Origin of the sequence: Psychrobacter sp. ER1 (assembly GCF_048631835.1) — a bacterium.
Classification (GTDB): Bacteria; Pseudomonadota; Gammaproteobacteria; order Pseudomonadales; family Moraxellaceae; genus Psychrobacter.
The window spans coordinates 2,300,423-2,326,197 of sequence record NZ_CP184640.1; the positions used below are offsets into that span (position 1 = coordinate 2,300,423).

The 25,775-nt window shown below is 39.0% G+C and carries 21 protein-coding genes, 1 tRNA gene and 1 pseudogene; 11 read left to right on the forward strand and 12 right to left on the reverse strand.

Going from position 1 to position 25,775, the window contains the following annotated elements; genetic code table 11:
- The first annotated feature begins 149 nt into the window (after positions 1-149).
- Positions 150-226 (forward strand) — tRNA-Val (locus ACOBWA_RS10660).
- Positions 227-467: 241 nt separating this feature from the next.
- Here ACOBWA_RS10660 and ACOBWA_RS10665 read toward each other — a convergent pair.
- Complete coding sequence (locus ACOBWA_RS10665; RefSeq protein ID WP_238051263.1) at positions 468-692, reverse strand: helix-turn-helix domain-containing protein; 225 nt, start codon at positions 690-692, stop codon at positions 468-470.
- A 150-nt stretch (positions 693-842) separates the two neighbouring features.
- Between ACOBWA_RS10665 and ACOBWA_RS10670 the strand changes: the two genes are divergently transcribed.
- Genes ACOBWA_RS10670 through ACOBWA_RS10685 form a run of 4 tightly spaced genes read left to right on the forward strand, consistent with a single transcriptional unit; the run spans position 843 to position 2,889 of the window.
- Positions 843-1,058, forward strand: coding sequence for a hypothetical protein (locus ACOBWA_RS10670; RefSeq protein WP_045447035.1), 216 nt, complete (start codon positions 843-845; stop codon positions 1,056-1,058).
- Positions 1,059-1,069: 11 nt separating this feature from the next.
- A complete protein-coding gene (locus ACOBWA_RS10675; protein ID WP_420229326.1) occupies positions 1,070-2,281 on the forward strand; it encodes an Arm DNA-binding domain-containing protein in 1,212 nt (403 codons plus the stop codon).
- Complete coding sequence (locus ACOBWA_RS10680; protein WP_420229327.1) at positions 2,268-2,558, forward strand: hypothetical protein; 291 nt, start codon at positions 2,268-2,270, stop codon at positions 2,556-2,558. Before ACOBWA_RS10675 ends, ACOBWA_RS10680 begins: the two co-directional genes overlap by 14 nt.
- A gap of 10 nt (positions 2,559-2,568) precedes the next feature.
- Positions 2,569-2,889 carry a hypothetical protein gene (locus tag ACOBWA_RS10685; RefSeq protein WP_201549472.1) on the forward strand — a complete coding sequence of 107 codons (321 nt, stop codon included), beginning with the start codon at positions 2,569-2,571 and terminating at the stop codon, positions 2,887-2,889.
- 106 nt (positions 2,890-2,995) lie between these two features.
- Here the strand turns inward: ACOBWA_RS10685 and ACOBWA_RS10690 are convergent.
- A pseudogene (locus tag ACOBWA_RS10690) lies at positions 2,996-4,041 on the reverse strand (TRAP transporter substrate-binding protein).
- A gap of 488 nt (positions 4,042-4,529) precedes the next feature.
- Between ACOBWA_RS10690 and ACOBWA_RS10695 the strand changes: the two are divergent.
- Complete coding sequence (locus ACOBWA_RS10695; RefSeq protein ID WP_420229328.1) at positions 4,530-5,693, forward strand: iron-containing alcohol dehydrogenase; 1,164 nt, start codon at positions 4,530-4,532, stop codon at positions 5,691-5,693.
- Positions 5,694-5,742: 49 nt separating this feature from the next.
- The gene (locus ACOBWA_RS10700; RefSeq protein WP_420229329.1) at positions 5,743-6,642 is read left to right on the forward strand and encodes an SMP-30/gluconolactonase/LRE family protein; all 900 of its coding nucleotides are present in this window, start codon (positions 5,743-5,745) and stop codon (positions 6,640-6,642) included.
- Between the two features lie 114 nt (positions 6,643-6,756).
- Here the strand turns inward: ACOBWA_RS10700 and ACOBWA_RS10705 are convergent, their stop codons facing one another.
- From ACOBWA_RS10705 to ACOBWA_RS10750, 10 genes are all read right to left on the reverse strand, one after another.
- Complete coding sequence (locus ACOBWA_RS10705) at positions 6,757-7,581, reverse strand: M48 family metallopeptidase (protein ID WP_420229330.1); 825 nt, start codon at positions 7,579-7,581, stop codon at positions 6,757-6,759.
- A 28-nt stretch (positions 7,582-7,609) separates the two neighbouring features.
- A complete protein-coding gene (locus ACOBWA_RS10710) occupies positions 7,610-10,921 on the reverse strand; it encodes a type I restriction endonuclease subunit R (protein WP_420229331.1) in 3,312 nt (1,103 codons plus the stop codon).
- A gap of 9 nt (positions 10,922-10,930) precedes the next feature.
- Positions 10,931-12,307, reverse strand: a complete 1,377-nt coding sequence (locus tag ACOBWA_RS10715; protein ID WP_420229332.1) for a KAP family P-loop NTPase fold protein — start codon at positions 12,305-12,307, stop codon at positions 10,931-10,933.
- A gap of 138 nt (positions 12,308-12,445) precedes the next feature.
- Complete coding sequence (locus tag ACOBWA_RS10720) at positions 12,446-13,438, reverse strand: restriction endonuclease (RefSeq protein ID WP_420229333.1); 993 nt, start codon at positions 13,436-13,438, stop codon at positions 12,446-12,448.
- A gap of 183 nt (positions 13,439-13,621) precedes the next feature.
- Positions 13,622-14,698 carry a hypothetical protein gene (locus ACOBWA_RS10725; RefSeq protein ID WP_420229334.1) on the reverse strand — a complete coding sequence of 359 codons (1,077 nt, stop codon included), beginning with the start codon at positions 14,696-14,698 and terminating at the stop codon, positions 13,622-13,624.
- Positions 14,686-16,632, reverse strand: coding sequence for an RNA-directed DNA polymerase (locus ACOBWA_RS10730; protein ID WP_420229335.1), 1,947 nt, complete (start codon positions 16,630-16,632; stop codon positions 14,686-14,688). Before ACOBWA_RS10730 ends, ACOBWA_RS10725 begins: the two co-directional genes overlap by 13 nt.
- A 319-nt stretch (positions 16,633-16,951) precedes the next feature.
- A complete protein-coding gene (locus ACOBWA_RS10735) occupies positions 16,952-17,368 on the reverse strand; it encodes a hypothetical protein (RefSeq protein WP_420229336.1) in 417 nt (138 codons plus the stop codon).
- A 187-nt stretch (positions 17,369-17,555) separates the two neighbouring features.
- Positions 17,556-18,224: a restriction endonuclease subunit S gene (locus ACOBWA_RS10740; RefSeq protein ID WP_420229337.1), complete on the reverse strand. Its 669-nt coding sequence runs from the start codon at positions 18,222-18,224 to the stop codon at positions 17,556-17,558.
- A gap of 31 nt (positions 18,225-18,255) precedes the next feature.
- A complete protein-coding gene (locus ACOBWA_RS10745; RefSeq protein WP_420229338.1) occupies positions 18,256-18,780 on the reverse strand; it encodes a restriction endonuclease subunit S in 525 nt (174 codons plus the stop codon).
- Complete coding sequence (locus ACOBWA_RS10750) at positions 18,770-20,305, reverse strand: type I restriction-modification system subunit M (protein WP_420229339.1); 1,536 nt, start codon at positions 20,303-20,305, stop codon at positions 18,770-18,772. Before ACOBWA_RS10750 ends, ACOBWA_RS10745 begins: the two co-directional genes overlap by 11 nt.
- A gap of 558 nt (positions 20,306-20,863) precedes the next feature.
- Here ACOBWA_RS10750 and ACOBWA_RS10755 point away from each other — a divergent pair.
- The 4 genes from ACOBWA_RS10755 to ACOBWA_RS10770 all read left to right on the forward strand — a co-directional run bounded on the left by ACOBWA_RS10755 (position 20,864) and on the right by ACOBWA_RS10770 (position 25,731).
- Complete coding sequence (locus ACOBWA_RS10755; RefSeq protein WP_420229340.1) at positions 20,864-21,370, forward strand: hypothetical protein; 507 nt, start codon at positions 20,864-20,866, stop codon at positions 21,368-21,370.
- A complete protein-coding gene (locus tag ACOBWA_RS10760) occupies positions 21,367-21,954 on the forward strand; it encodes a hypothetical protein (RefSeq protein ID WP_420229341.1) in 588 nt (195 codons plus the stop codon). The genes ACOBWA_RS10755 and ACOBWA_RS10760 overlap by 4 nt, the downstream gene beginning before the upstream one ends.
- Before the next feature lie 197 nt (positions 21,955-22,151).
- Positions 22,152-23,852 carry a hypothetical protein gene (locus ACOBWA_RS10765; protein ID WP_420229342.1) on the forward strand — a complete coding sequence of 567 codons (1,701 nt, stop codon included), beginning with the start codon at positions 22,152-22,154 and terminating at the stop codon, positions 23,850-23,852.
- Entirely contained in the window at positions 23,839-25,731 is a 1,893-nt protein-coding gene (locus ACOBWA_RS10770; RefSeq protein WP_420229343.1) for a hypothetical protein, read from the forward strand. The genes ACOBWA_RS10765 and ACOBWA_RS10770 overlap by 14 nt, the downstream gene beginning before the upstream one ends.
- Positions 25,732-25,775: the final 44 nt, after the last annotated feature.

Below are 25,775 nucleotides of genomic sequence, written 5' to 3' on the forward strand. Positions count from 1 at the left end.
TTAAAATAAATATTTAGAAAATATACATAAAAAACATACTGTAGTATTTGATAATAACGCGTGACGTCAAATATTATGATAATAAAATAAGATAATTATAAAAAAGGCTTGCAAAGTCTGAAAAACTTGCTAAAATGCTCAACCTAAATAGGCGTATAGCTCAGTTGGTTAGAGCGCTACCTTGACATGGTAGAGGTCGTTGGTTCGAATCCGATTACGCCTACCAGATTCGAAAAGCCCCAATCTTAAGATTGGGGCTTTTTTTTGTCCGTGAAATATGGGCTGCAGAGAAAAAGGAAACTATACGTCGATGCAAACTTCCTCTTTTCTCACTTTCCGCAAACGTCATCAAAAAATGTGTGTGCCCAAATTGTGCCTAAGTTGTGCCTGCTCTCTATTTAGCATTCCTTCCAGAGTAGCACTTTTGACCTCTACCCCAAATTATCTAAAACACTCTCAAGATTTATTTACTTCTCTTTATCTAGCGACTCGTTAGGTACATAAGTAAATAAATCACCTACTTCAATATCTAGTGCCTCACAAATTTTATCCATAGTGTCAAAATCTATTCTTGAAGTCTGTTCGTTATAGATCTTGTGCATTGTCGACTTACTAATTCCTGTCATTCTTATTATATCTGCCACCTTCATACGTCGTTCAGCTAGTAGCACTGGTAAATTACATAAAATCATTAATAATTCCTTAATGGACTAAAAAAGTACTTGCATCGACTAACGATAGCTAGTAAAGTACTTCTATCGAACAACAAATTAATTCCATAGAAGTATTTATTGTCTCGATAAAACAACCTAGTTATTTAATTGGCTTACAAGGAATTTATTATGTCACATACCTACCTAACTACCCAAGAGCTTTCTGAGCTCATCAAATATAACCCTCGTACTATCCGTAATGAGCTCAAAGATAGCGTGCTTATCGAGGGTATTCATTATATACGCCCGTTCGGTGGTCGTAAGATTTTGTACATTTGGGAAGAGATTGAAAAAGATATGCGCACTGGCATTGCCGGTAGCATCAACGCCATGGCACTACAATAAGGAGAAATAGGATGGCTAGTATCAGAAGGCGCAAAGGAAGCAATATGCTATTTGTCGATTTTTATTATATGGGTATACGCTGTCGGGAGACGACAAACCTTACAGACACGCCAGCGAATTGCAAGAAGCTTGAGAAGGTGGCTGAGAAAATGGAAGCAGAAATCACCCTAGGTCTGTTTAATTACGCTAAGTACTTTCCAAAAAGTGACAAAGCAGCACAGATGGTAGCGTTAAACGATCGCAAGGAATGTATTAATACCGATACGCCCTCTTTTGAACAGTTTGCAGAATTATGGTTCTCTGAAAAAGAAATTGAATGGCGCGATACCTATAAGCGCAAAATAAAGGAGATTATTGATATGTACTTGATTGCTAAGTTTGGGACTAAACCCATTCATCTCATAAAAAAGACAGATGTATTAGCCTTCCGTTCATCGCTCGCCAAAGTAACGTACGGAAAAGCTAACAAACATCTGTCAGCGGCACGCATCAATTCGATCATGGTACCTTTAGGTATGATACTAAAAGAAGCAGCGAAACGCTATAAATTTGATAATCCTTATTACGATATCAATGCGCTCAAACAGCCCAAAACAGATATTCAACCATTCACACTAAGTGAGGTTTGGACGTTTATCAACGGCGTAAGAGCAGACTATCGCAATTATTATCTGGTACGTTTTTTTACAGGTATGCGTACGAGTGAGATCGATGGGTTAACGTGGGAGAACATTGATTTTAATCGACGTGAGATTGTGATCAAACAAGCTTATGTTAAGGGCAAAATTGTTCCTCCTAAGACTCAGGAGTCTTACCGTGCGATTCAAATGTCACCTTGGGTCTACGATGCTCTGAAGGAACAGCAGACCATCACTTATAAGCGATCTGACTATGTATTTTGCGCGCATACAGGTGAACCACTTGATTATAACAACGTAAATAAACGTGTTTGGCACCCTACTCTTAAGATTTTGGGTCTCAAAAAGCGTAATGCTTATCAGACTCGTCATACCGCAGCAACGCTATGGTTGGCTGCTGGCGAAAGTCCTGAGTGGATTGCCAGTCAAATGGGACACTCTACAACTAAGATGCTATTCAACACATATAGCCGTTACGTACCGAATATGACTCGGCAGGATGGTAGTGCATTTGAAGCATTGGTCAATCGCAGTCAGATTGCTCAGGTATCTACCGATAAGGGGCCTCACAATGAAAATGATTGATTACGATAAATTGCATGCGACGTTTAAACCTAGTGGCTATGTCAGTAATGGCGCAGATAATATTGCTAACTACCTCATTTGTGAGCTCTGTATTCAGTCAGGTACTGATTTGGCTAGGTTCCTAAGTATTGATAGTTGCTTTGATAATCATACGGCGCTGCGCATATGGGTTCAAATGCGCTTAGAGGCCAATCCTGACTATGTCGTTGATGATATGTGTAGTCAGCTACAGAGTGAGCTTTACGAGCTACTACCTCAAACTGGCTATGGATACTAAGGAGAATGTTATGAGCATGAACTTCGTCTTTGATTCAGCTTTTGATGATACAGCGAAGCGTTTGTGTCATGAGTATTGGTCCTATGTGTCGCCCAGTGATTATATAGCGCATTTAGAACTGCTTTGTTATGAACACAACACGGAGACTGATGTTTTATTTGCTACACTTGCAAAATGTCAGGTTTATTTAGATGACGTACACTGTGAGTACTGTGGTCGTCCCTATCCATTAGATGTCCCAGCAGATATTCCTCATGCAAGGAGATTGAACTCTTGGTTTTGTGAGGGGTGTATTAGCTTTTCTGGTGGACAGTTTGTCCTAGGTAGGTAAATCTTGAAATAGTTAGAATCAAAAAAAACAAAAAAGCCTCAGCTCAAAGTTGGGGCTTTTTCAATTTAGTCAGTTCAGCTATATTTTAGCTAAAATTTTTATCAGATTACACTTTACAGACTACACTAGCTTCTTTAGCCTTATCATAGACCCCGTAAGCATCTAGTCCTAAAGACTCCACATCATCAAGATATTTCTTTGTACCTTTTTCAAGTGGGCCTTTCCAATATGGGTCATTGAGTGGGTCTAGGATATCGACAACTTCGTCTCCTTGATCGATAGCTGCTTGTAGCTGCGTTGAATAAGTCTTATCCCACATGGCCCCTACTTTCTTGCTAAGCGCCATACCTGAATTGTCATCAATAACTTGTTTCAAGTCCTCTGGCAGACCTTCATACTTAGCTTTATTCATAGTTACCATTAAAGCAGAACTATAAAATGGCATATTAGTATGATACTTCGTCAACTCATTTAGTTTGAAAGTCTCCATAGCTTCCCACGGAAAGCTTAATCCATCAACGACACCACGCTGTAAAGAAGTATATATATCATTGGCAGGTAGCCCCACAGGAGAAGCTCCCATACTTTCGATGATATCACCTGCAACTGCTGAGGGCCTACGAATACGCATACCTCTCATATCCTCAGGAGTTCTGATCAATTTATTAGTACTGTGCAAGGTTCCAGGTCCTGTGGCAAACATAAAGAGCAAGTGTGAATCTTTATACTCGTCAGCAATCGTACCATTGTCATACAAGGTTTGCAGCATACAGCCTGTTTGTGTTGATGAGTTAGATAATCCTGGAAGCTCTGCAATCTGAGATAATGGGAATCGACCACTTGTATAACCTTGTACTTGTGAGCCAATATCAATGGTTCCTTTTACAGCAGACTCATAAGCTGTATCCGCTTTACTAATAGTGGCCGAAGGATATACCTCAACTTTAAGACGCCCGCCCGAATCAGCTTCGATTTTTTTGCCCAAGGTTCAAAAATCTCTTTATTAATATCAGATGTTGCAGGATAGAAATGTGAGAAACGTAAAACAGTGGTCTCTTCTGAAGAAGTCGCACCATTACTAGATTGGTTTGAACAACCTAAAAGGCTCATCGCGGCTAGCACACTTATCGGAAAAATGGGTGCTAATTTCATTATCAATTCCTTTTGATAGTAGTCATAAGTTCATTAATTTAACTTATGTTTTTATAGTATTTGACAGGTAAGTTAAATACACCATTATTAGTGGTTATAAATAATTAGGTCAATATATACTTAACGTACAACTGAACACTCATCTGAAATTATCAACTAAAGTGATAGCTGTCAAATCATTTAATGACTATTCTCTAATGTTTATGATAATGTAATACCTTACAAACATCGGCTAGTTAAGCATGCTAGTAAATTCAGATATTGCTTACTTTTCTGGTACCTAGAATCTTTTAATACGTTTTTTTGCAGCTCACTGCACACTGCTCTTGTAAAAAATGTATTGAAAGTAAACATGTTAATAAGGTAAGTAGTTACCTAATATGCTTGAAAAGCATTGACGCCTTATAAGAGTCTAATCGATATAAGAGCACTCTTACTTTTGCATCGTTTGTTCTCAACAAGTGAGTATATATACAAGGAAGAACAGAATGACAGGGATTGAATTTTATACTAATGGTCATATTGTCAGCGAAGCTGACAGCATGCGCCAAAAGCTAGGGGTCTTAGCAAAACAATATTCTGCAACATCAGCCATCATTATTACAGATGCTGGTATCTCCGAACTAGGCTATGTCGATATCGCCCAGCAATCCTTACAGGAAGCCGGTGTTAATGTCGTTGTGTTCGATAGTGTCGTTGCAGACCCGCCCATTGAAATTGTTGAAAGCGCTATTGAGCGTGCAAGAGACAATCAATGTGACTTGATCATTGGCTTAGGTGGTGGAAGCTCTATTGATACAGCAAAGATTGTCGCCTTATATCCAAACGACTTTCAGTCCGTTAACGATATTTTGGATAAAGATATTAGCGGTTTCAAAAAACTACCACTGTTTGCGATACCGACCACTGCTGGTACGGGCGCAGAGTCTACTTTTGTCTCCGTGATTACCGCAAAGGATGGCAGTAAAAAGGCTATTTATACTCCTAAAATCCTACCTGACGTCGCCATTTTAGATGCAACATTAACACTAAAACTACCTCGTCATATCACTGCAGCAACCGCGCTTGATGCCATGGTGCATTGTATTGAAGCCTACACGAGTCGCACTAAAAAGAATCCTATTTCAGATGCGCTAGCACTAAAAGGCTTACAGATGCTTTGGAGTAATTTTGGAAAAGTATTAAACCAAGGTGACAATATTGATGCTCGTGCCGATATGCTGTTAGGTTCCACACTGGCAGGCATAGCCTTCGTCAATGCCTCTGTAGCCGCCGTTCATGGACTCTCCTATCCCCTTAGTATTAACTTCCACATTCCACATGGACATGCTAATGCACTCGTCATGTGCGGTGTTTTTACATTTAACTTATCAGAAGCTGCTCCTCTATACGCAGAGCTTGCTCGTGCTGTCATGCCTACTCAAACAGCTGGAATGACAGATTTAGACGCAGCGAATTCATTTATTAGTCAACTAAAAATGTTTTTGGAAAACAGTGGTCTTAAATACCGTTTGAGTGAATTGGATATTACAAAGAACGATATTCCTGCCCTAGCCGACATAGTTATCAATACCTATGCACGACTAATCGCAACCAATCCTAAAGATATGACTTTAGAAGAAGTCACTGCTATATATGAAGAAATAGCCTGATAAGAAATATTGTTTAAATAATTTTGTCTATCAATCAAGGAAGATGATTATGTCGAAATATGAAATAGAAGTTGCTGTTGATGGCTTTCACTATTTAGAAGGACCTCGCTGGTATCAAAATGCGCTATGGTTTGTCGATTTCTATACTCAAGGCGTTTATCGAGTTAATGATGAAGGAGTAGCAGAGAAAATCATTCATGTTGAACAACAGCCTTCCGGTTTAGGATGGTTGCCTGATGGGCGTTTGCTGGTTGTATCGATGAAAGACCGCAAAGTCTTACGACTAGAAAATGATGGTAACTTGGTCGTTCACGCCGATATCTGGGAGCATTGCGGTGGTCATGCCAATGATATGGTTGTTTCAGCTAATGGTAATGCTTATGTCGGCAACTTTGGTTTTGATTTGATGGGTGGCGCTGACCATGAAAACACAGGGCTTGTGTTGGTTAAGCCTGATGGAAGCTCAAAGGTTGTCGCTGAAGGATTGGCATTTCCAAATGGGATGGTTATCTCTGCAGATCAAAAAACATTGATCGTTAACGAGCTATTTGGCAATAAAGTTACGCAATTTGATATCAAAGAAGATGGTAGCCTCGGAGAAAAACGTAACTTTGCTAATTTTGGAGAATTAGGTGATGAGCCAAATCTGGGTCTACGTATAGAAAATGCCAGCATATTACCTGATGGTTTGGCCTTGGATACCGAGGGTGCTGTGTGGATCGCAGATACCATAAACCAGCGAGCGGTACGCATAGCAGAGGGTGGTGAAATTTTAGAAACTATCGATACTGCACCTGATGGTATCTTTGCGGTTACTCTTGGTGGACATGATGGTAAGACATTATTTATGTGCGCGGCGCCAGACTGGGATGAAGACTCTCGCAAGGCAGAAACCAAAGGACGTATGTTAGCTGTGCAAGTGAAAGTGGGGCATGCAGGTACGCCATAGTTAAAAAGCGTTTTAGAACTGAACTCAAAATAACCCGCCTGACGCGGGTTATTTTAGTTGATAGCTACTTTTTGAAGGTGGTTTTTATGTTAATTGCGATAAAGGTATTATGATTTACTCATTCAAATAAAGCTCAGCCATCTCATCAAGCCTCGCTTTTACCTCTTTCCAGTTCGGCATTACCTGCGTTAATAACCGCCAAAAATGCTCGCTATGATTATGCTCAGCGATATGACACAGCTCATGGAGTATCACGTAATCGATGCATTCCTTTGGTGCTTTTACTAAGTGCGGATTAAGTATTAGATTGCCTTTAGTAGAGCAGCTACCCCACTGCTTCTTCATAACTAACAGTCTGAAAGCTGGCGTATCAGTTACCCACGCTGCTTTAGGTAATACCACCTCCAGGCGTTCTATAAAGATAAGCTTTGCTTTAGTTTTATACCACTCGTCAATTAGGCTTTTGACGATAGCAGTTCGTGCTTCGAGGTCTATTGTAGAATCGCTTTCAGACAATTCTACATTTAACTTACCGCGACTGAGCTTCACCGTGCTGTTTATCCCATCAGCAGTTTCTGTACTAGTTATCACTTTTAACACATAACGACGACCCAAATAAAACTGGGTTTCGCCGCTGACATAGCGCTTGGGTAATACATGATCTTGTTGCTTGGCAAAGTCTTGTAGGCTTTGCCATATCCAGCGAGCACGTTTCATGAGTGCATCATAAATCAACTCATCGGTAGCATCGACAGGTGCGGTGGCAACCACACGCTGATCAGGGTGTACTTTGATAACCACTTTTCGAGGCTTGGTCTTTTTAGCAATCAGCTTGTCGCTTTCAGGTTTCTTTATCTTCTCTTTATAAGTTACTTCTTTACGCACGACTTCATAGTCAATCTTATATTGACCATAATAAAATACGCCATTCTCAGTCATTACCTACTACCCTCTTGCTGCTCTTAGGCTACTTGTCTCTTGAAAGTCCAAGACGGGTAATCTTTAGCACTTCCTCGATGAGCTGTTGCGCTTTGTCGATACCCAAATCCATAAATAACATCGGTAGCAATTTGACACTAATAGCATTTTCGATCTCTGCTGGGTTAATAGAATACTCAGCAACTGCTGTCTTAACGATACTATCAATCTCAAAGGCGTAAGCGACCAGCTTGTCATTATCTAGCTCTTTATCCGCTAAGAAATCAATATCAAATAAGTGTTTAAACAAACCAAAGTACGCCTGAGCATGTTTGTTCAATTTACCACTATCATCGATAAACGCATTCGGTACATCAGCGACATCGCGGTCTTTGACAGCTTGCTCAAAATCAGCAAACATCATGTACTGCTTCACGGGTGCATCGAACATTGCCTTGGCATCCGCAATAGCTTGCTTGAGCAATTTAGAAAAATACTCTTGGGCATAAGGGTCATCAGCCAAATCTTGTTCAATCATCTTGGTCACCCGACCAGTGATTTTATCCGTTTGGTTGCGGGCTTCATCATCGCTTAATTCTTCAGGCTTAACATCCTTACCTAGGTTGCCAACCAAATAAGCACCTTTTGCCTCACGAACTTCAAGCCCTGCAATGTGCTTATCAAGTAAGCTGCGAATGTCCGCTTCATACTCATCGTAATCAATGGTTTCATCAGCATCCTCGCGCACTTGCTTACGTAGATTGATAAAGGCTTTTAGATCGGCTTTGTAGCGATCACGCTTACTATCGAATGACTTATCTTCAAAGAAAGACGCCGATTGCAGCGCAATTTTCATAGCGTTAGAAAATGTGGTTAAAGCTGCATAAAAGTCGTCACGTTCTTTAAGCTTGGTATCGACTACTCTGCCCTCTATTTCCTGCATCTTTGGTGCAAGCACCTGTCTTAACGCTTGCCCATCTTGTTTATTTTTCACTGATGAGAATATTGCCCACAGCTCGTTATGCAGTCTGGGTAGCTGCTTATACTCAGTATCCATCGCGTTATATAGACCTTTGAGGTCTTCGATATCAAAGCCGCCTTGCGTACGCTCGGCTAAGTCTTGGTATTTCTCAATGGTGACATCCAGCTCTTTTAAGATGCCGCGATAGTCAATCAGATAACCAAAGCGTTTCTTCTCATGCAAGCGGTTTACCCGTGCAATTGCCTGAATCAGGTTGTGCTGCTTTAAGGGCTTATCGATATACAGTACGGTGTTTTTTGGCTCATCAAAGCCCGTTAGTAGCTTATCGACAACGATCATAATGTCAGGACCATCATCCTGACTAAAAGCTTCTATGATGGCTTTGGTATAGGCTTTTTCATCACCGCCATACTGATTGGCGACATTGGCTTGCCACCAGTTCTGGACAATGTCTTTTGACTCGCCATCGACAGTATCATGCCCTTCACGGGTATCAGGTGGCGACATGGCAACCACTGAGGTCACTTTGCCAATCTTATCTAATGCCATCTTATAGCGGATAGCAGAGGCTTTAGAGTCACAGGCCAGTTGACCTTTAAGGTGCTGCTGTTTAAAGTTTTGGAAGTGATCAGAGATGTCATGAGCGATCAACTCAATACGACCTTCAACCTGATAGATTTGACCTTTTTGCGAGAACTTACGTTTGAGATCCGTTTTTTGATCATCGGTGAGCTTTTGGGTGATACGGTCAAACCATGCATCAATGGCTTGATCATTGGTATTCAATTCAGGGATACGCTCTTCGTATAAGAGTGGCGTGACCGTTTTGTCTTTGACCGCTTGCTGCATGGTATAAGAGTGAATAATGCTACCGAATTTGTTTTCGGTCTTATCATCCTTTAGCAACGGTGTACCTGTAAAGGCAATAAAAGCAGCGTTTGGCAAGGCTTGCGCCATACGGATATTGTTCTCACCATTTTGGCTACGGTGACCTTCATCGACCATGACGATGATGTTTGGGCTGTCGTTATAGCATTCATCATATTTAACGGCTGAACCAAACTTATTAATAATAGAGAAGATAACGCGCTCGTTACCGTGACCGATTTGCTGCGCTAGACGGCGACCAGAGGTTGCCATGGCATCGGATTTATCGCGATCACTGAGCACACCACCAGAAGCAAAAGTTTGACTAAGCTGAGTTTCAAGATCGACACGGTCGGTGACAACAATAACGCGGCACTTCGCAAGCTCCTCTAACCAAATAAGTGCTTTGGAGAAGAACACCATCGTGAATGATTTACCACTGCCTGTGGTATGCCAAATGACACCACCTTGCCGACTACCCGACTTACCATCAGAGCCGTCAAAGGTGCTGATACGCTCAATCAATGCTTTAATACCAAAGACTTGCTGATAACGAGCAACAATTTTGCCCACCTTTTTGTCAAACAAGGTAAACATGCGTGTCATCTCAAGCAAACGCTCAGGCTGCAAAAGGCTGATGATTAAGCGGTCTTGGTCGGTGACGGCTAGATCACCACCAGCAATCAAAGACTTATATTCCTCTTTGATAGAGGCAGGACGATCACCAAACAAGTTATCAACCTGCTCATCACTGAGCGCTTGGTTCTTTAAACGATGGAACTCAGGCTCAGAGATTTCTTCTTCGACCCATTTTGTCCAAAACTTCTCAGGCGTACTGCAAGTGGCATACAGACCGTCATTACCATTGACCGCTAGCAATAACTGGCTATAGGCAAATAGATGAGGTATTTCTTTTGGCTTTTGATTGCGAATATGCTGGGATACTGCTTGGGCATTAGTCGATTGCCACTCTCTACTCGAATCAGGGCGTTTGGCTTCTATCACTGCCAGCGGTAGACCATTTATAAAGCAAACAATATCAGGTCTACGACTGTTCGTACCCTCGCTATTGAGTACCACCAGTTCTTCGGTAACGTGAAAGCTATTATTATCGATGTTATTCCAATCTATCAGAGCGATGGTCTGCGAAGTTTTCTTACCATCGATGAACTCAGTCACGGTCACGCCATACAGCATAGCGTTATAAAGCGCCTCGTTTGCTGCCTGCAACCCTAAGTTCATCACCGGATTTAGTTCATGCATGATCTTATCAATGGCGCTGTCTGATAGATGATGCGCCTTACCTTCAAACGTAAAAATTTGCTCAGCTAAAAATGCACGCATGATCGGCAGTAATACGACTTGGTCAGTAGCCTTATTTGAAACAACCTTTGAGCGCATGGCGTTACATTGATTTGGCGGAATGAACTCGTAGCCCAGCGTGGTGAGCAAGGTTAAGGCTGGAAGCTTTGAGCTAAATTCTTCAGCGAAGTTTATGGCTGATGTCATCATGTACTCCTATTAGCCAAAAGCCATTATATTTGCTGTTTCTAATATTAGTTTTATCGCTCTACCTTTATATGGCGTGCCATCCATAAACCTATCCATATATAAAGCCCATTCTTCTAGCTTGTCGTCACTTGGTGTATAATTTTCTGTATTCTGGGTGCAATCTCTTGCAAGAACCACCATCATCACTTCAAAAGCTTCGGGCCTAACGATATATTGATGACTGAGACTTCCATCATTAATGACTGGAATCTCTTTTACTCCTAGAAAATCACCTAATAAACTAGCATCAATGTGTTCGTATTTAATTCTGCTTAAGATTGAAGGTCGAAAGCAAACTAACATCACAGCAATCAGTCGTAGCAAGACGTAACCAAAGTACATCCTTTCAGAAAATGTCTCTGAATTAGAAAGATTCTGTACAATTTGTATATGCAAAATTAGTGTTTCTATTTCTCTAAGAGAGAGATTTTGATGTTTAACCAGATGTTCGATCGCTTTTCTAAAATGTTCTTTTCCTAAAAGCTCATTAGGTAAGCACTCTTTATCTCTTGCTAGTTTAAAAAAGTGATCAGTAGCTGCTAACACAGGATAGTTCAAATCCCTAATAGAATGTGCAGACAATTCAAACCTAAACTTTATAAATTTATCTAAGTAACGTTGTGCATCAACCGCCTGACCATAGCAGTGGTTTATAGAAGCTCTCAACTGCTGAGTATTAGTAACAAGTACGAAGCTAACACCTTCAACATCAAAGGTATGTTTGATTATCTCGAGCATGTCGACTGCAAAATTTGGTCTACATCGATCAAGTTCGTCGATAAATATAATAATAGGATCTTGGGATGCGATAGCAGTTAGAGCAGTTTGTAACGTCTGTAAACTCTTTTCTGCCTCCACATGGTCTTTTAGTATGAGCTCTGCCGTTTTATCTATTGAGTCATCAGCTGCTTTTTGAATTACTTCATCAAAATCATTTGCAAGATCAGCAAAGTCTTGTCTCAGAATATGAGAAACACCAGCTTTAGCGACTGTTTTAATGGTATAGCGTACAGCTGGCAATACTCTATTTATAAAAGCTTTTCTGCGTGGACCTTCAGGTAATATTTTAATAATTTCTGCTAGTACGGTCATTAAAGGCTCATCAACGTGATCAGCTTTAAAAGCATCGATATAAATTATATTGTGCGTACTGCCTTCTTTCATCAGATTGATCAGTTTATGGCAAAACTCAGTTTTTCCTGTTCCCCAACTACCATCGATAACCATTGGTGAAATATCTATATCAGACTTTAAAAGCTTGATAGCTTTCTCAGCAATGCTTTTACGCTGAAACTCATCACGCCCACCTTGCCCACCGAATGTTTTTGCCGTAATGTCCATATCCATTTCACTGTTCCTTTGATTGAACTTAATAAATTATTATTAGAAGTTAACATTAGCGACTGACATCTGTACGATCACTCGATATCTATGGATACTTATGACGGTTTATACAACCCATGTCGCACATACCTTTCATCTTTGTTATAGCAACGTAGGCAAGCTCGATATCCCGAGTGATGAGAGACTGTCATCTGATAACAGATTAAGATTATCGTATATCCAGTTTACGAAATCTGCACCTGCCAGCACTGTCACATCATGCTGCTCTGCAAAATCGGTATTTTTAAATTCCGCTGTTGTGATGAGCACTCTATCAATGTGCGTGTAATCATCTTCATTAATCTCGTACTCTGCCACTTGTCTGATACCTCGATTGCCTGTTGTACCTTCATGGTGCTTAACTTGAATAAAAATGCCTTCCTTCTTTTCTGAGAACTCTGAAAAACGTGTCGCAATGACATCGACATCTTGTATGCCCGATTTCTCATTTTTCGCAGGTATACGTGCAGTGTAGTTTTTAGCTTCTAAAATTTCTTTAATAAGGTGTTCAAGACCAATGCCCCCAGACTGAAGGTTTATATCTTTATTACTGCGCAATCTAGATAGTAGATCAACTTTAAACTTCTCAGTATTTTGCTGTATTTTAAATTCTTGTTCGTTGTTCCATGTATATAGCTTGTCGTTCTTAATCGATTCTATATGCTTGTATAACTCGTCCGAAAATTCATTCAAATCACAAACAGTCATGCGTATCTTAAGTCTGTTTTGCAGGGCAGTTGATAAGTTACCTCTAGGGATAAAGTAACCATCCTTGTGCTTTAGATATCTGACAGATATTCTATTCTCCCCATACTGAATGCCTTCGGTAATAGGTTGATAACTTTTCTCACCAATTATTTCCGCAACAGCAACTGCTCCAGAAAAAGGAACAATCACATAGTCACCTTGCTTAAGATTAAAATAGCGTTTTATTTGGTTAGTTTGTCGCCCTCTACCGATACCTTTGAATCCTTGGTCAATTAAATCTTTTACAGTCTCAAATTGAGAAAAATTAACACTCGCCCAACCATAGCCAATCTGATTATTTTTAATAAGCTTAGGACTTCTGACCATCACAAAATTAACTTGAGCCATTTACCAACTTCCTTTTAGGTGAGATACAAAAAATAGTAATATTCTATGTTTATATTGCTATTTAACTACTAATTGCTATTTAACTACTAATAGCTTCTACAAGATGAACTGATAGCCCAGCATGAGTCAACAAGCTTAAAGCAGAAGTCTTTGAGCTAAAATCTTCTTGGAGGTTGATATTATTTAATAACATTTATCATTCCTAAAGCGCGTTAATAAAGAATATCCTTTAGCGATTTCGAACTGACTCATGGTCATAGCCAGGAGGTAAGTGCTTGAAATAGTCATTTTTATTTGGTCTCGACTTGTATTGAAAATCTCTGATTTTTTTATATTCAATGTTGTCGTCAATATACACGTATTATCTCCACCCTTAATATAGATAATATTTGAATTAAATGTTTTAGTTGGTTGTAATACGCAAGACCCACCGTACTGTGAAGTATTAACCTGAACAGTGTAGCAGTGAATATCTCTGACTACTGATTCTAGAATATGCTCATAATAGTTAGTATCTCTGTTCCATACACAGGCTATTAATAAATCAATTTCTGATTTAAATAAGGAACGATGTGTTATATCAGAAAGTTCATAACAATTATAAGTAGTAAAGGATGTACCTCGCCAAGACACTCTATGATAATAAGCTTTTGGTTCGAAATACGAATTTGCAGGCTGGAGTCGAAGGGATTCAAGCATTTCTAGTTCAGCAGGTGCATAATGATTTTTAATTCGTGCTGTCATTACACATGATTTGTATTTATCTGAAGTTCTAAACGGTAGTGCCTCAATGATAAGATTGTAAGCTATATCATCTACCACCCAATGCTCTAAACCAAAAACTAGTCCAATTTGGTGTCTTCTGGAAAAAGTAATCATAAAAGGAAGCCAGCTGACAGGAATAGCTACCTCTGGAATTACAACCAAATCAGCTTTTTCATATATCGCAGAATTTAATATGCTATATAGTTTCTCCTGTCTTTCAAAGCTGAGATTAGGTTCATGGTCTTTACGGACTGCGTCTTCAATATTAGAATTGTCCAGTTTGATATTTGCTATAGCCAAAGTTAATTTATCTTTAGGTTGATTTCCTTTAACCTCTAAATGCGACTTAACGATTTTCGATTCTTCATTGCAATTATTAGTAAAATTAATAAAACTATTATTCTGTTTAAACTTAGCTCTGTATTCATTCAATACATTTTCTAACAATTGATTTAAATTTTTATCAGGGCTAAGATGCTTTCCTAGATGAAACAACTGCCATTCATCAAAATGAATGAACCTAGGGAATATTTAATCTTATTATTATCAAGTTCAATATTCCTATTATTCATAAAATAGGTTTCTACTGTTAGATCACTATCACTGTTTGAAAAATTTGCTAGAGGCCAAGCGACTAAATTATGCCTTATTAAATTTGATTTTCTAAAATTTATAGAATAATTATATAATTCTTCTTTAGATGTATTTAACGAGCTTAAATTTCTAAATACTGTTTCAACAGTAGATATATCTGGCAGTCCCATAGTCATTGTCAAAGAAAGTGTATTAAATAATCTTAAATCTTCGTGCAACTCATCAGTAACACCTTTTAACTTATATTTTCTTTTAGGTTTTATATAGTTGATCTTGTCGATTTCATTATCGATGTAGTTATAGAAAAATATCACGAATTTATAATTTCTAGTTACCACTGCATATTGATATATTTTTTCCCATAGGCGAAAATACTGAAGAGCGTTTTGACCCTTAAAAAAGTGTTTAACTTGTGATAAAACAGTATCGTTTTTATTTATTTTACAAAGTCTATGAGCAATTATGTGACTTGATAGATACTTTGCTAATTCTGTTTCGTTTTCTACAAGTCCTACAATATTACGTAGTTTATTGGCTGAGCCGTTATAGATAATGTCATACGCAAACCCATCTAACTCTTTATTTATATGGTCATTTGGTAAAAACTTAAAAGCACTACTTTGTTCATCTAGTTTTTGTTTGAAAACTTCAAGACTTGCTCGACTATGATTCTTATCAAGAAAATGCAATATAAGCTTATCTCTTTGAATTTGTAATAACTGTTTATGTACTTTGATCATGTAATTTGAATTATTATTTTTGTTATCTGCCAATGTATCACCAAGATAATGTTCCATGAATGATTCAATAGGTGAATCATCACTTCTAAAATTAGAGTTTCTTGGTCGTTTAAAGACCATGATGATATCGTCTACATACCTACCATAGTAATCTGGTCTGACGTTGCTCTCTACCAAGTCATCAAATTCGGATAAATACCAATTTGCAATAATAGAAGATGAAGATAAACCAATCGGTAGAATGAGATTATCTTTGTACTCAGTATGAGTTTGATCAAAACTATCTTTTATAGTACGTTGATAGCTAACATAAATTTGTTCAAGCAAAATATTTAGTTGAATAGCTAATCTACATTTATCAGTATCTTCATCATAATACTCTTCGACAATTTTCGTTATTTCTTTAAAGTCTAAATCCACGTTGTAGTAGAATGATTTTATATCGAGGGATAATAGAGCTACATCGTCATTGTCTTTAGAAATATTAGTTGCAACTTCAACTGCTTGGTCGCGCCATTTGTTGTATTGATAAATGTAACGTTTAAAAAGCCCAGTTCCAGTTGGACCGTCTTCACTTATAGCATTCTTCAATGCCGTAGGATGCATACGGTTTCCGTAGCTATCTTTGCTCATTTTTGTTTCTAAAACCGAACCAACAAAAAGACACCATAGAGTTTCAATTATATGAATTTCTACAGGAGCAGTAATAAAGTAGTTTATTTTAGAAACCGAGTATTCATCCGACTCTCTAACATTACTGATGAATAAGCCTTTATCTTCATTGTGTTTTCTTTGTTTAAAGTCCTCTTCTCGTTCTACAACTTTTGGTAGTAGACGATAGCTTATATCTTTCAACCATCTTTTGAACTGTTTACTAGCGCAGGCTTCGTTACTATTGATAGTTGATACTATATTTACAAAGACGTCGTCTAGTCCGTTATCATTTTCTTCATCTTCTGACGAGTGACTCACATCAATATGTTTCATTTCAAATTCAGCAATTTGCTGCTTTAAAAATAGGTTCAGATTTTCGTGATAAGCCAAACCTTTTAAATATAAATATGCTTTTTCAACATGCTGAATGTTAATTTCCACTACATACCTCCCCATTAACTAAAGCTCGAATCTTTACCGTCAATTGCTGCGACATAAACTTACAACCTACCACGGTAAGTAAGGTTAAAGCTAAATGTTTTGCACTAAACTCTTCTTGGAAGTTGAAGCTAAGGATAATCATATCTGCCTACTTTAGACATAGCGTTTGTTTGGTTTTATCGATTGTAACTGATAATGTCATAAAAAAGGCAAAGAAAAAACCGCCAAGGTTGCGCGTTGCCCCAAGGGCACTAAGCGTGGCGGTTATACTGACTGGTAGATACTCTTATATGCTGGGTTATTAATCTACCCTACGTGCTTAACCGTCCCAAGAAAATCCCGTTTTTCTAGTGACTGTTGTTGTAAATTTTTCTCCGTTGCAGGTTGTTTCATAAACTGAGGTTGGGCTCGAAATTGCTAACTCAAGTGTGAAATCTTCACCTTTGTGACTAACTTGCCGAGTATGAATTTCAGTCTCTTTCATTGTCTTTGAAACAAGTTTAAATGTATCATTTTCTCTTTCTTGAAGAGCCTTATCAAACTGCATATCATGATTTTGTAAAAATTTTGTTATGGGAATATAGTCATCACAAGATTGCTTCGAAAAAATAGCTCCTTGATTCTCTAAACCTTCCTGAAGGAAGTTGCCTGTTACTTCCTCTCCATATTTATCATCAATCGAACGTAATTGCTTCTCTTGTTTTAAGCCTAAGCTTGTGCCTTTATTTAAACTCATAGTCTTAAATCCCTGTTATTTAGTTATTTTTTAGAGAAAACTTATACTGCTATAACTCATAAAAATATAAGCCTTAGCTTACGAGCGTATCATACAAGTCAATTATTAAGCGACCGAATATCTGTATCATAACTTTACTAATATAATTTTAATTAGTGTACGAGGCGAACTTTAAGACGATTCAGAATTATTCCCCATCAACCACCACCCTTTTCTTACCCGGCAACAAAACCTGCATCAGCGCCTTTTTCTCTTGCTGCAAATCAGCCAACTGCTGTTCAAGCAACTCAATCTCTTTATCGGCATTGGTTAACACGGTAGCGATTTTTTGTTGTTCTTCTGGCTTAGGTAATGGAACTTTGAAACCTCTAATCCTTACTAATGCTAATTTAGGTTGAGCATTTTGTGTTGATTCTGCATCTATGTAGCGTTGAATAATGCTAGATGTCATTACATACAGAAGAAACGTCTTATCACATTTGATATTTGTTAATTTATCAGCATTTTCAGTTAGGTTAGCTCCATCAAGCTCGTCAGGAATACTACCAACAATCCCTAATGTACCAGCAACAGTGATAAACAAATCATCTTTGCTAATCGTATAGTTTTTGATTAGAGGTGCAACCGATTCAGGTACATATTTAATATTTGAAAGATCAACTCCTCCCATGTACATATCTGCAACTCTAATATATGGATTAAAAGTTTTGACTTCAGAAAGTGCACTGCCTTTAGGTAAACGCTTTCCACCTTTGACATCACAAATATCTTCTAGATTTACCCAATTCCACTCATCCTCAAACGGTTTACCCAACTCATCAAGCAACCGCTTTTTACCCGTGAGTAACTGCTGCATCAACGCTTTTTCTGCTGGGTGCTATTATCAATCAAACGCTCAGTCGTGCTAATCGCTTTATCCCAAGTGGATAGGATTTTGGCGATTTTTGTTGCTCAGCTAAAGGAGGATATATAGTTTTTAGCTTACGTATATCCCCTAAATTTATTCGTGAAAAAGTAGAACCACCTGCAAGCTTAAATATTGTCTTTTGAGTATCGGTTGATTGAAGGTTATAAAATAGAAACCTTGGATCACTACCTTTAGGCTTAACTAGAACTGTATCTTGTCCTAGAACAAATGGTTTATCTGAATCGACAAAAGATGCTATACCAACAGATTGGTTACGACTAAGAACTAGGTCGCCGTATTCAACTGTGCAATGATCCATCAATGATTCATATTCTTCAGCTGTCACCCTTTTTGTAGGGCTTTCAAGGTCGATTGCTCCCCATTTGATAGTACCAGGAGAAACTAGCGGAATGCCATTTTTAACGTACTTCGGAGTCCTATGTTTACAGTCAATGACATCCGAAATCTCATCAAGAGTCTTACGCTCCCATCCCTTAGGCACCATAACCCAACTCCTTTAAAAACCCTGCCATTTCAGTCTCTAGACTCTCCAGTTCAGCCTTTAACTCAAGACGCTCAGCACGCACCGCATCTAAATCAATCTCCGCCTCTTCCTCAAAGGTATCGACATAGCGCGGAATGTTTAGATTAAAGTCGTTTTCTGCTATCTCATCAAAGCTGGCTAGATACGCGTATTTATCGACACTTTCTCGCGCTTTATAGGTCTCAATGACTTTAGCAATATTGTCTTCAGTCAGCTGGTTTTGGTTCTTACCTGATTTGAACTCATTACTGGCATCGATAAACAATACCGTGTCATCATTTTTGTTCTTCTTAAACAGCAAAATAGCCGCTGGAATACCCGTCCCAAAGAACAGCTTTTCGGGTAAACCAATCACCGTATCGAGCAGGTTTTCTTCGATCAGTTGCTGACGGATTTTGCCTTCACTGGATGCACGGAACAGCACGCCATGCGGTACGACCACAGCCATGCGACCAGTCGCAGGTTTAAGCGTTTCGATCATATGACTGATAAACGCATAGTCGCCCTTAGTCTTGGGCGGTACACCGCGATGGAAGCGTCCATAAGGATCGCTACTGGCATCTCCATGACCCCATTTATCCAGTGAAAACGGCGGATTGGCAGTCACCACATCGAACTGTAATAAGTGCTTGCCGTCTTTATCGAGTAGCAGCGGATTACGGATGGTATCGCCCCACTCGATACGGTGGTTGTCCTCACCATGCAAAAACATATTCATCTTAGCCAGTGCCCATGTCGAGCCAATGGCTTCTTGACCGTATAGCGCATACTTCTTGGAGTTTGAGTTTTTGCGTACCATCGCCCCGCACTTGATGAGTAGCGACCCCGAACCACAGGCTGGATCACAGATTTCATCGCCCTCACTTGGCTCAAGGATAGTCGCTAGTAAGCTTGATACCTCAGGCGGTGTATAGAACTCACCTGCTGTCGCCCCACTACTCGCAGCGAAGTGCTTGATTAAATACTCGTACGCATTACCAATCACATCGAGGCTACCGACACGCTCAGCACTTAGATTAAGGATATCTTTGCCAAAATCTTCTAACAAGTGGCGTAGTAGCTCATTCTTTTGCTTTTCTTGACCGAGTTTATCGGTGTTAAAGCTAATATCTTGGAAGACGTTTTTGAGCTTAGTGCCGTTGGCTTCTTCAATCGCATGTAGCGCCTCATCAATACGTTGACCATTACCCGGCTGATGACGCTGCTCATACAAGTCCCAAAAGCTTGCGCCTTCAGGCAAGACAAAACGCTGCTTGGACATCATGGCGTGGATCAGCTCGGGGTTGTCGCCAAATTGCTCGACCAACTTGTTGTACTCATCGCGATATACATCAGACAGGTACTTTAGGAATAGCATAGTTAAGATAAAGTCTTTATAGGTATCGGCACTGATGACTCCGCGAAAAGTATCGCAGGCATTCCATACGGCTTTATTGATATCGTCTTGATTGATTTTGCTAATATTATTAGTGGTACTGGCAGGCATTGGTTATTCCTTAACGCACTGGAAAATTTCTGGTTGTTATGGTGAGGTAATGATAGCAGGGTATAAGAAGATTGGCAGATGTCATTGCTGAAAAATTCGATTCTATAGTTGATTTAGTTTAAAAGTGATACAAGGCAACCGAGTGTAGATGTATATGTGATATTTCAAACGAGATTAACGCTGTAACTCTTTTATAGAGGATTGACTATATTAACTTTAATTGTGTACTAACCTGTATTCCCCATTTATCTCTGCGAATCTACTCCTCAATAAGTACATTATTTACTTGTCATTCTCAAACTATTTTTCTAGCTATCTCACCTGCCCTTGCAAGCCAGACTTTAAAACACTTCAAGTAGAACCATCGTAGATTACGTATAAAAGCTTAAAAGTATCGCAAGACGTCATTCGCTGTCGCTTAATTTAAGTCTTTGCCCTAAAACCTCACAAATTGGCTTTCAATTATTATTTGGTCCTCGTAAAGTATTAGTGGAGGTCAGCACATGGGTATATATAAAGCACAAGTTATCTACAAGATACTGAATAATTGAGGAAGATATGGATAGGATATCAATAGCTAAGCTTCAGAAAAACACAGTGACGATACATCCAGATATCATTAGTTTGTTCGATATTTACGTTAATCATATTCGACCTTCAATGGGTAGTCATAATATAGAAATGGAGCAAAACCGAGTCTTCTTCAGACCTACATTATTTATTAAAGAAAAGACAGTATGGTCGATGGTCAATAATTTCGAACTCTACTACTTCTTAAAATCATTTAAAATAGATCAGAAGACAGCCAGAAAAGATGTGAGTATAGGTAGCATAAGTGAAGATCAGTTGGTGTTTGGCATACCTTTTTATGAATTAATTGACATCATCGCACGGTATAAAAAGAGCTTAGATATAAAACTTATCTATAGTTGCTTAAATGAGATTTTAACTACGAGTATCAATCAAGAATTATTCAACAAGAATACCTTTCCCATCACTACATTTTGTCAACTCATAAACATCAATGAGCAAACCTATCATAGACGTCCTGAGAGTGCTTTATGATGGAAAATACTGAAAGTATTGATAAACAGCTAGAGTGTCTTAGCACTCAAGCAATGACAGATATTGTTAATACACTTAACGATGATGAGACATTTACATATCCAGAAGAAGCTTTAGCTGCCATATCTGCCATTGTTATTGCCGTAAATGATAGCTATGTATATCCGGATGACTCTGTTCAAAATTTGTTCGAGCGTATCGTACAGATATTACAGAAGGAACCAGTGGCTCGCCGCTATATGGAGACTAGCAAATCAGCACTGGCACAAAAGCCGCTGATGATGCAGCTACTCATTCTCATGCAGAACCCTATAAATAGAGTCCCCCATGATTTTCTAAGAAGAAATCTGATTTGGCTAGCTATAGCAATGCACACAAGCGTACTGCTGATGCCAAATGGTATAAAAAAGCACACTGATAATATATTAATGCAGTTTAAACAAGCTCAGTTTTCAAGCTCTATAAGACGAACGTGGATTTGGCGTGAACTACCCGACTTGTCTCAGATGACCATAAGTGTGGAGTACATATCTACCCTTCTCAATAATCTATTAGAGCAGAAAAAAGTGAGCTTGAAGCATTAACTAACAACCCTATTAGTGACTCAGTCAAAGCAAAAAACGAAGAATCTATAGCAAAGGCTAAGATTGGCCAAATAGATAAGATAACAATTGCCTACCAGCACGCATATAATTTACAGGCAGCAAAACCTAAGCGTAAAAAACCACCAAAAAACAACAGTATCAAGCCTATAAAATTATCCGATGATACTCCGATATATTTGGCTGGTCCCAATACATTGACTCATAACTGGGGTAGTGCACATAGCGATAATAACTGGAGCAGTACACCGGATGATATCGAGCATAATACTACTGCTATAGATCTGGAATTTTTGGACGCCCATACCGAAACTCACGAAGGGTTGACGACGAGTTTCGAAGAGTATGTCGATCACAATGAAGCACCATATATTAGCTACGACAACTATCCTGACCCTCTCATACAACAGTCTATACCACTACAAACTATTGATTTGTCACTGCAGCAAAACTATATGTCCCAGCGCAATCTTGCGCTCAATTCTAATACACGACTGCTCCCTCTTGTTGGTTACCAATCACTGTTTGCCGCTCTACACCAAGATGCCAAATCTTTACCAGAAGCAGAAACGAATAAAGTCTGCGCTGGTATTCTATTGCTCTCAATGCTCACTGGTCTCCCAATTAAATCGTTACTCATATCAGGTTATATCGGTCATCCTAGTATTTTTGGTATATACGATAAAAGAGCTTACATCAAACATAGCCTTGGTATTACTAAACGCCCTATTAGTCAGACATTGACAAAGCAAGATTACGAAAACCACTCTGATGACATCAAAATCCCACTACCCTTATGGCTAATTGATAACCTGATTGCTTGCAAATTGCCTGTGAAAGCGGACTTTATAGCTTATCTCGCTGACTTACGTGGTAGCCTTGGTCTATCTTACCTTTCAGTCAATCGAATAGAAACGGCTTTACACGTCGTACTCTCTCGCTATACGCCAAATTGCCATGCACATATCGCCGATATTATTTGCCGCACGGCCGCGCCTCATGCTCCAGCAATGTACTACAGCAGCCATACCAGTGAGGAACTCCTTGCACACTATAAATCAGCATTGAGCGTATTTAATAGTCATAGTGACTTTGACTTAACTTATATCACCCCTTGGCATAAATATACGGTGGGCTCAGCATTTGCGCTGAAGATTGGAACAGTTTGCGACATCTTAAATGAGATGAAGTACTTGACCGATCAAAGTTCAAACGATGAGGAGCACTTTAATAGAACCAGTCTCTTTGTATGGTTTGTCTTTTGCCTTTTAACTGGCGTGCGACCAAATAATGGTCTTGGAAAAATGTGTGATATCGATCTCGATATGGGCTGGCTTGTTATCAATGATAAACCCGTTAAAAAAGTGCAAACTGATCGGCTAATTCCATTATGCCCTACTATTGTACGCCTTCTAATAGAATATAGAGACTATTTGAGTGACTATGAAACTAGACATCCATCAAACCAGAAAATCAGCGAAACTATTAAGAATATTGGCTTAGGTAACGATGAAGCACTATTAAAGCTCTTATCTGCAAGTATAAATCACTTAAAAGATATTAAGCGCGGTGATGCCTATCATATGACTAAAGATATTATTGATGCCAATCCTTATTGGACAAGGCACTTCGTACGTACGCAGCTTGAGAAACGTGGCGTTCAGCCTCCACTCATTAACACTATTATTGGTCATGAAAAATCTCGACAAGAAGTATTGGGACGTTTCTCATCGTGCAGTAAAGCAGATATCAGGCGTGTTGCACCTATATTTGAGCAGATGGCTGAGTATTTAGGGTTAAATATTATAGAAATTAAAAGCTATTCTAAACTCAGTCGTATACAGAGAAGACATATAGGGGTAGATCATGCTAATAGATAATATCCATCTGCCAAAAATTATTGATGGTTTAGCAAAATTTGATGGTAGAAAAAAGCGCTATGTACCATATCCTTCGCTACTTAACGATAGTAACCCTGCAAGAAAACGTGAATTACAGCTATTAGTAGATCTACAGACCCAGTGGGAACTCTTACTTGAAATACATCCTGGCAACATTAGGTTCGTCCAATCTTTTAATAAATATTACGGGCACTACGAACAAGTACTTTGGCCAGATAGTCGCACCTTTTTAGCTATACCGAACCCTGTAAGTTTTGCTGATGAGTTATGGTTACCAGAAAGCCAGATGCTAGGTCAGTTTCAGCGTGATTTTACTAATAAGCTAAAGCCTTTATCGGGCGAAGGGTTCGATAAGTTTCAAGAGATTGTTCAGAGTAAAATTTCTCAAGCTTATAAAACTACCAAAACACTAAAACAAGCATGGCAAACCGTTAGTCAGTTTATCGATTATCAAAATAAGCACTATATGCTTGCTGAGCATCACTATCCTAAGATAATCACGCCACAGCCTATAAAGTTTAACCCATTAATTACTGATAAAAGCTGGGTTAAAAACGGTAAGGTACTAGTCAAAATTGTTCGCGCAGTAGAGCATAATTGGGAGCAAACAGCCGATTATAGCCAAGATCAGATTATTGGCTGGCTGATATTCTCAGGAATTGTATATGGCGGTATCAATGAGGTGCAAATGCTACAAGGGTGGCTTACCTCATTGCTCGCCAAAGAGTATCAGCCATTTATCAAAGAAAGGATAATGGTCTCGCCGCGCTTTGTACAAAAGCGCTTTGGTAACGAGCGCGAAGAAGGTAGTGACAAGCTTTATAACACCAAGCAAATCGTTGTAGATATGGTCAGTCAGTGTTGGTTGATGAATTACCATAAAAGCAGCAGTCCAGCAGAGACCACACATATCATTGCCAAGCTGTCAGAAGATAAGATCAAACAATACTTGACCATGGTTTTGTCTGATTTGATCAAGCCTTTAAATATTGACTTGCCTCCCTTTCTAAGGTTTTTACGTTACGCCAGTTATTACTGGGAGGGTCTCGATGACGCTGATATTGATCATGCCTCAGTTGGGGTACTGCGAGGTATGCATAACACTGCAGGACTGAGTACGCAGGACTTTTATCGGTTTTTGAATCAGAAATATCAGTATACAAATGAACCTTATGATCTAGAACATATTTTAACGCTGTCTATCAGCAAAAACTCTACTAATCAAAAAGAAAAAACTAACATTTCCACCAAAAAGATAGAGGTTAGAAAATCTGATTTGATTGTAAGTCTCACTAAAGACTTCAAAATGGATGAAAAACAGAAAAAACAAAAAACCAGTAAAAAGCCGCCTACCCTTATCGAAAGAGTACAAAAACGTTATAAGCAATACGATGATTTAAGTGAAAAGATTTTATTAGATTGGGTACTCAGTTTGCTAAGCCGAGAAGCACCACCGAACAACGTAACTATTTTGAAATATATTAAAACCATAGGCTATGAGTGGTTGTATTTCACAACAGCGCAGCCGCTTGATATTTGGTCAGAGGAAGAGTTTGAAGAGCTCTATGAAGACATCTTAGAATACAAAGCTGTCGTACGAAACAATACTGACATTGGATATTCTGCCAATTTATTAAAGAGTATGCACAATTTTGCTAAGAGCAAATACAACCTTCCCTCCGTGAACTTTCAACACGCCAAAAATGGTCGGCGTGTACGTGCGGAGCTGATATCACCGCAAGCGTACCAAGCCATTATTACGCAGATACTGGGTTCTGTAGATATATTGGAGCGGGAGATGTTCGCGCTTTTATTTATCTTAGTCTATCGTACTGGGATGCGCAAAAAGAGCTGTTAGGACTTAAGTATAATGACATCGAAGGTCTAAAGGCAGCCACACCC

Coding starts and splice junctions, on each gene's coding strand:
- ACOBWA_RS10705 (WP_420229330.1), bottom strand. CDS start 7,581: ATGACTGAGAATGGCGTATTTTATTATGGTCAATATAAGATTGACTAT.
- ACOBWA_RS10735 (WP_420229336.1), bottom strand. CDS start 17,368: ATGAGTTTAAATAAAGGCACAAGCTTAGGCTTAAAACAAGAGAAGCAA.
- ACOBWA_RS10675 (WP_420229326.1), top strand. CDS start 1,070: ATGGCTAGTATCAGAAGGCGCAAAGGAAGCAATATGCTATTTGTCGAT.
- ACOBWA_RS10740 (WP_420229337.1), bottom strand. CDS start 18,224: ATGCAGCAGTTACTCACGGGTAAAAAGCGGTTGCTTGATGAGTTGGGT.
- ACOBWA_RS10680 (WP_420229327.1), top strand. CDS start 2,268: ATGAAAATGATTGATTACGATAAATTGCATGCGACGTTTAAACCTAGT.
- ACOBWA_RS10755 (WP_420229340.1), top strand. CDS start 20,864: ATGGATAGGATATCAATAGCTAAGCTTCAGAAAAACACAGTGACGATA.
- ACOBWA_RS10715 (WP_420229332.1), bottom strand. CDS start 12,307: ATGGATATGGACATTACGGCAAAAACATTCGGTGGGCAAGGTGGGCGT.
- ACOBWA_RS10750 (WP_420229339.1), bottom strand. CDS start 20,305: ATGCCTGCCAGTACCACTAATAATATTAGCAAAATCAATCAAGACGAT.
- ACOBWA_RS10700 (WP_420229329.1), top strand. CDS start 5,743: ATGTCGAAATATGAAATAGAAGTTGCTGTTGATGGCTTTCACTATTTA.
- ACOBWA_RS10670 (WP_045447035.1), top strand. CDS start 843: ATGTCACATACCTACCTAACTACCCAAGAGCTTTCTGAGCTCATCAAA.
- ACOBWA_RS10745 (WP_420229338.1), bottom strand. CDS start 18,780: ATGGTGCCTAAGGGATGGGAGCGTAAGACTCTTGATGAGATTTCGGAT.
- ACOBWA_RS10665 (WP_238051263.1), bottom strand. CDS start 692: ATGATTTTATGTAATTTACCAGTGCTACTAGCTGAACGACGTATGAAG.
- ACOBWA_RS10720 (WP_420229333.1), bottom strand. CDS start 13,438: ATGGCTCAAGTTAATTTTGTGATGGTCAGAAGTCCTAAGCTTATTAAA.
- ACOBWA_RS10695 (WP_420229328.1), top strand. CDS start 4,530: ATGACAGGGATTGAATTTTATACTAATGGTCATATTGTCAGCGAAGCT.
- ACOBWA_RS10760 (WP_420229341.1), top strand. CDS start 21,367: ATGATGGAAAATACTGAAAGTATTGATAAACAGCTAGAGTGTCTTAGC.
- ACOBWA_RS10685 (WP_201549472.1), top strand. CDS start 2,569: ATGAGCATGAACTTCGTCTTTGATTCAGCTTTTGATGATACAGCGAAG.
- ACOBWA_RS10710 (WP_420229331.1), bottom strand. CDS start 10,921: ATGATGACATCAGCCATAAACTTCGCTGAAGAATTTAGCTCAAAGCTT.
- ACOBWA_RS10770 (WP_420229343.1), top strand. CDS start 23,839: ATGCTAATAGATAATATCCATCTGCCAAAAATTATTGATGGTTTAGCA.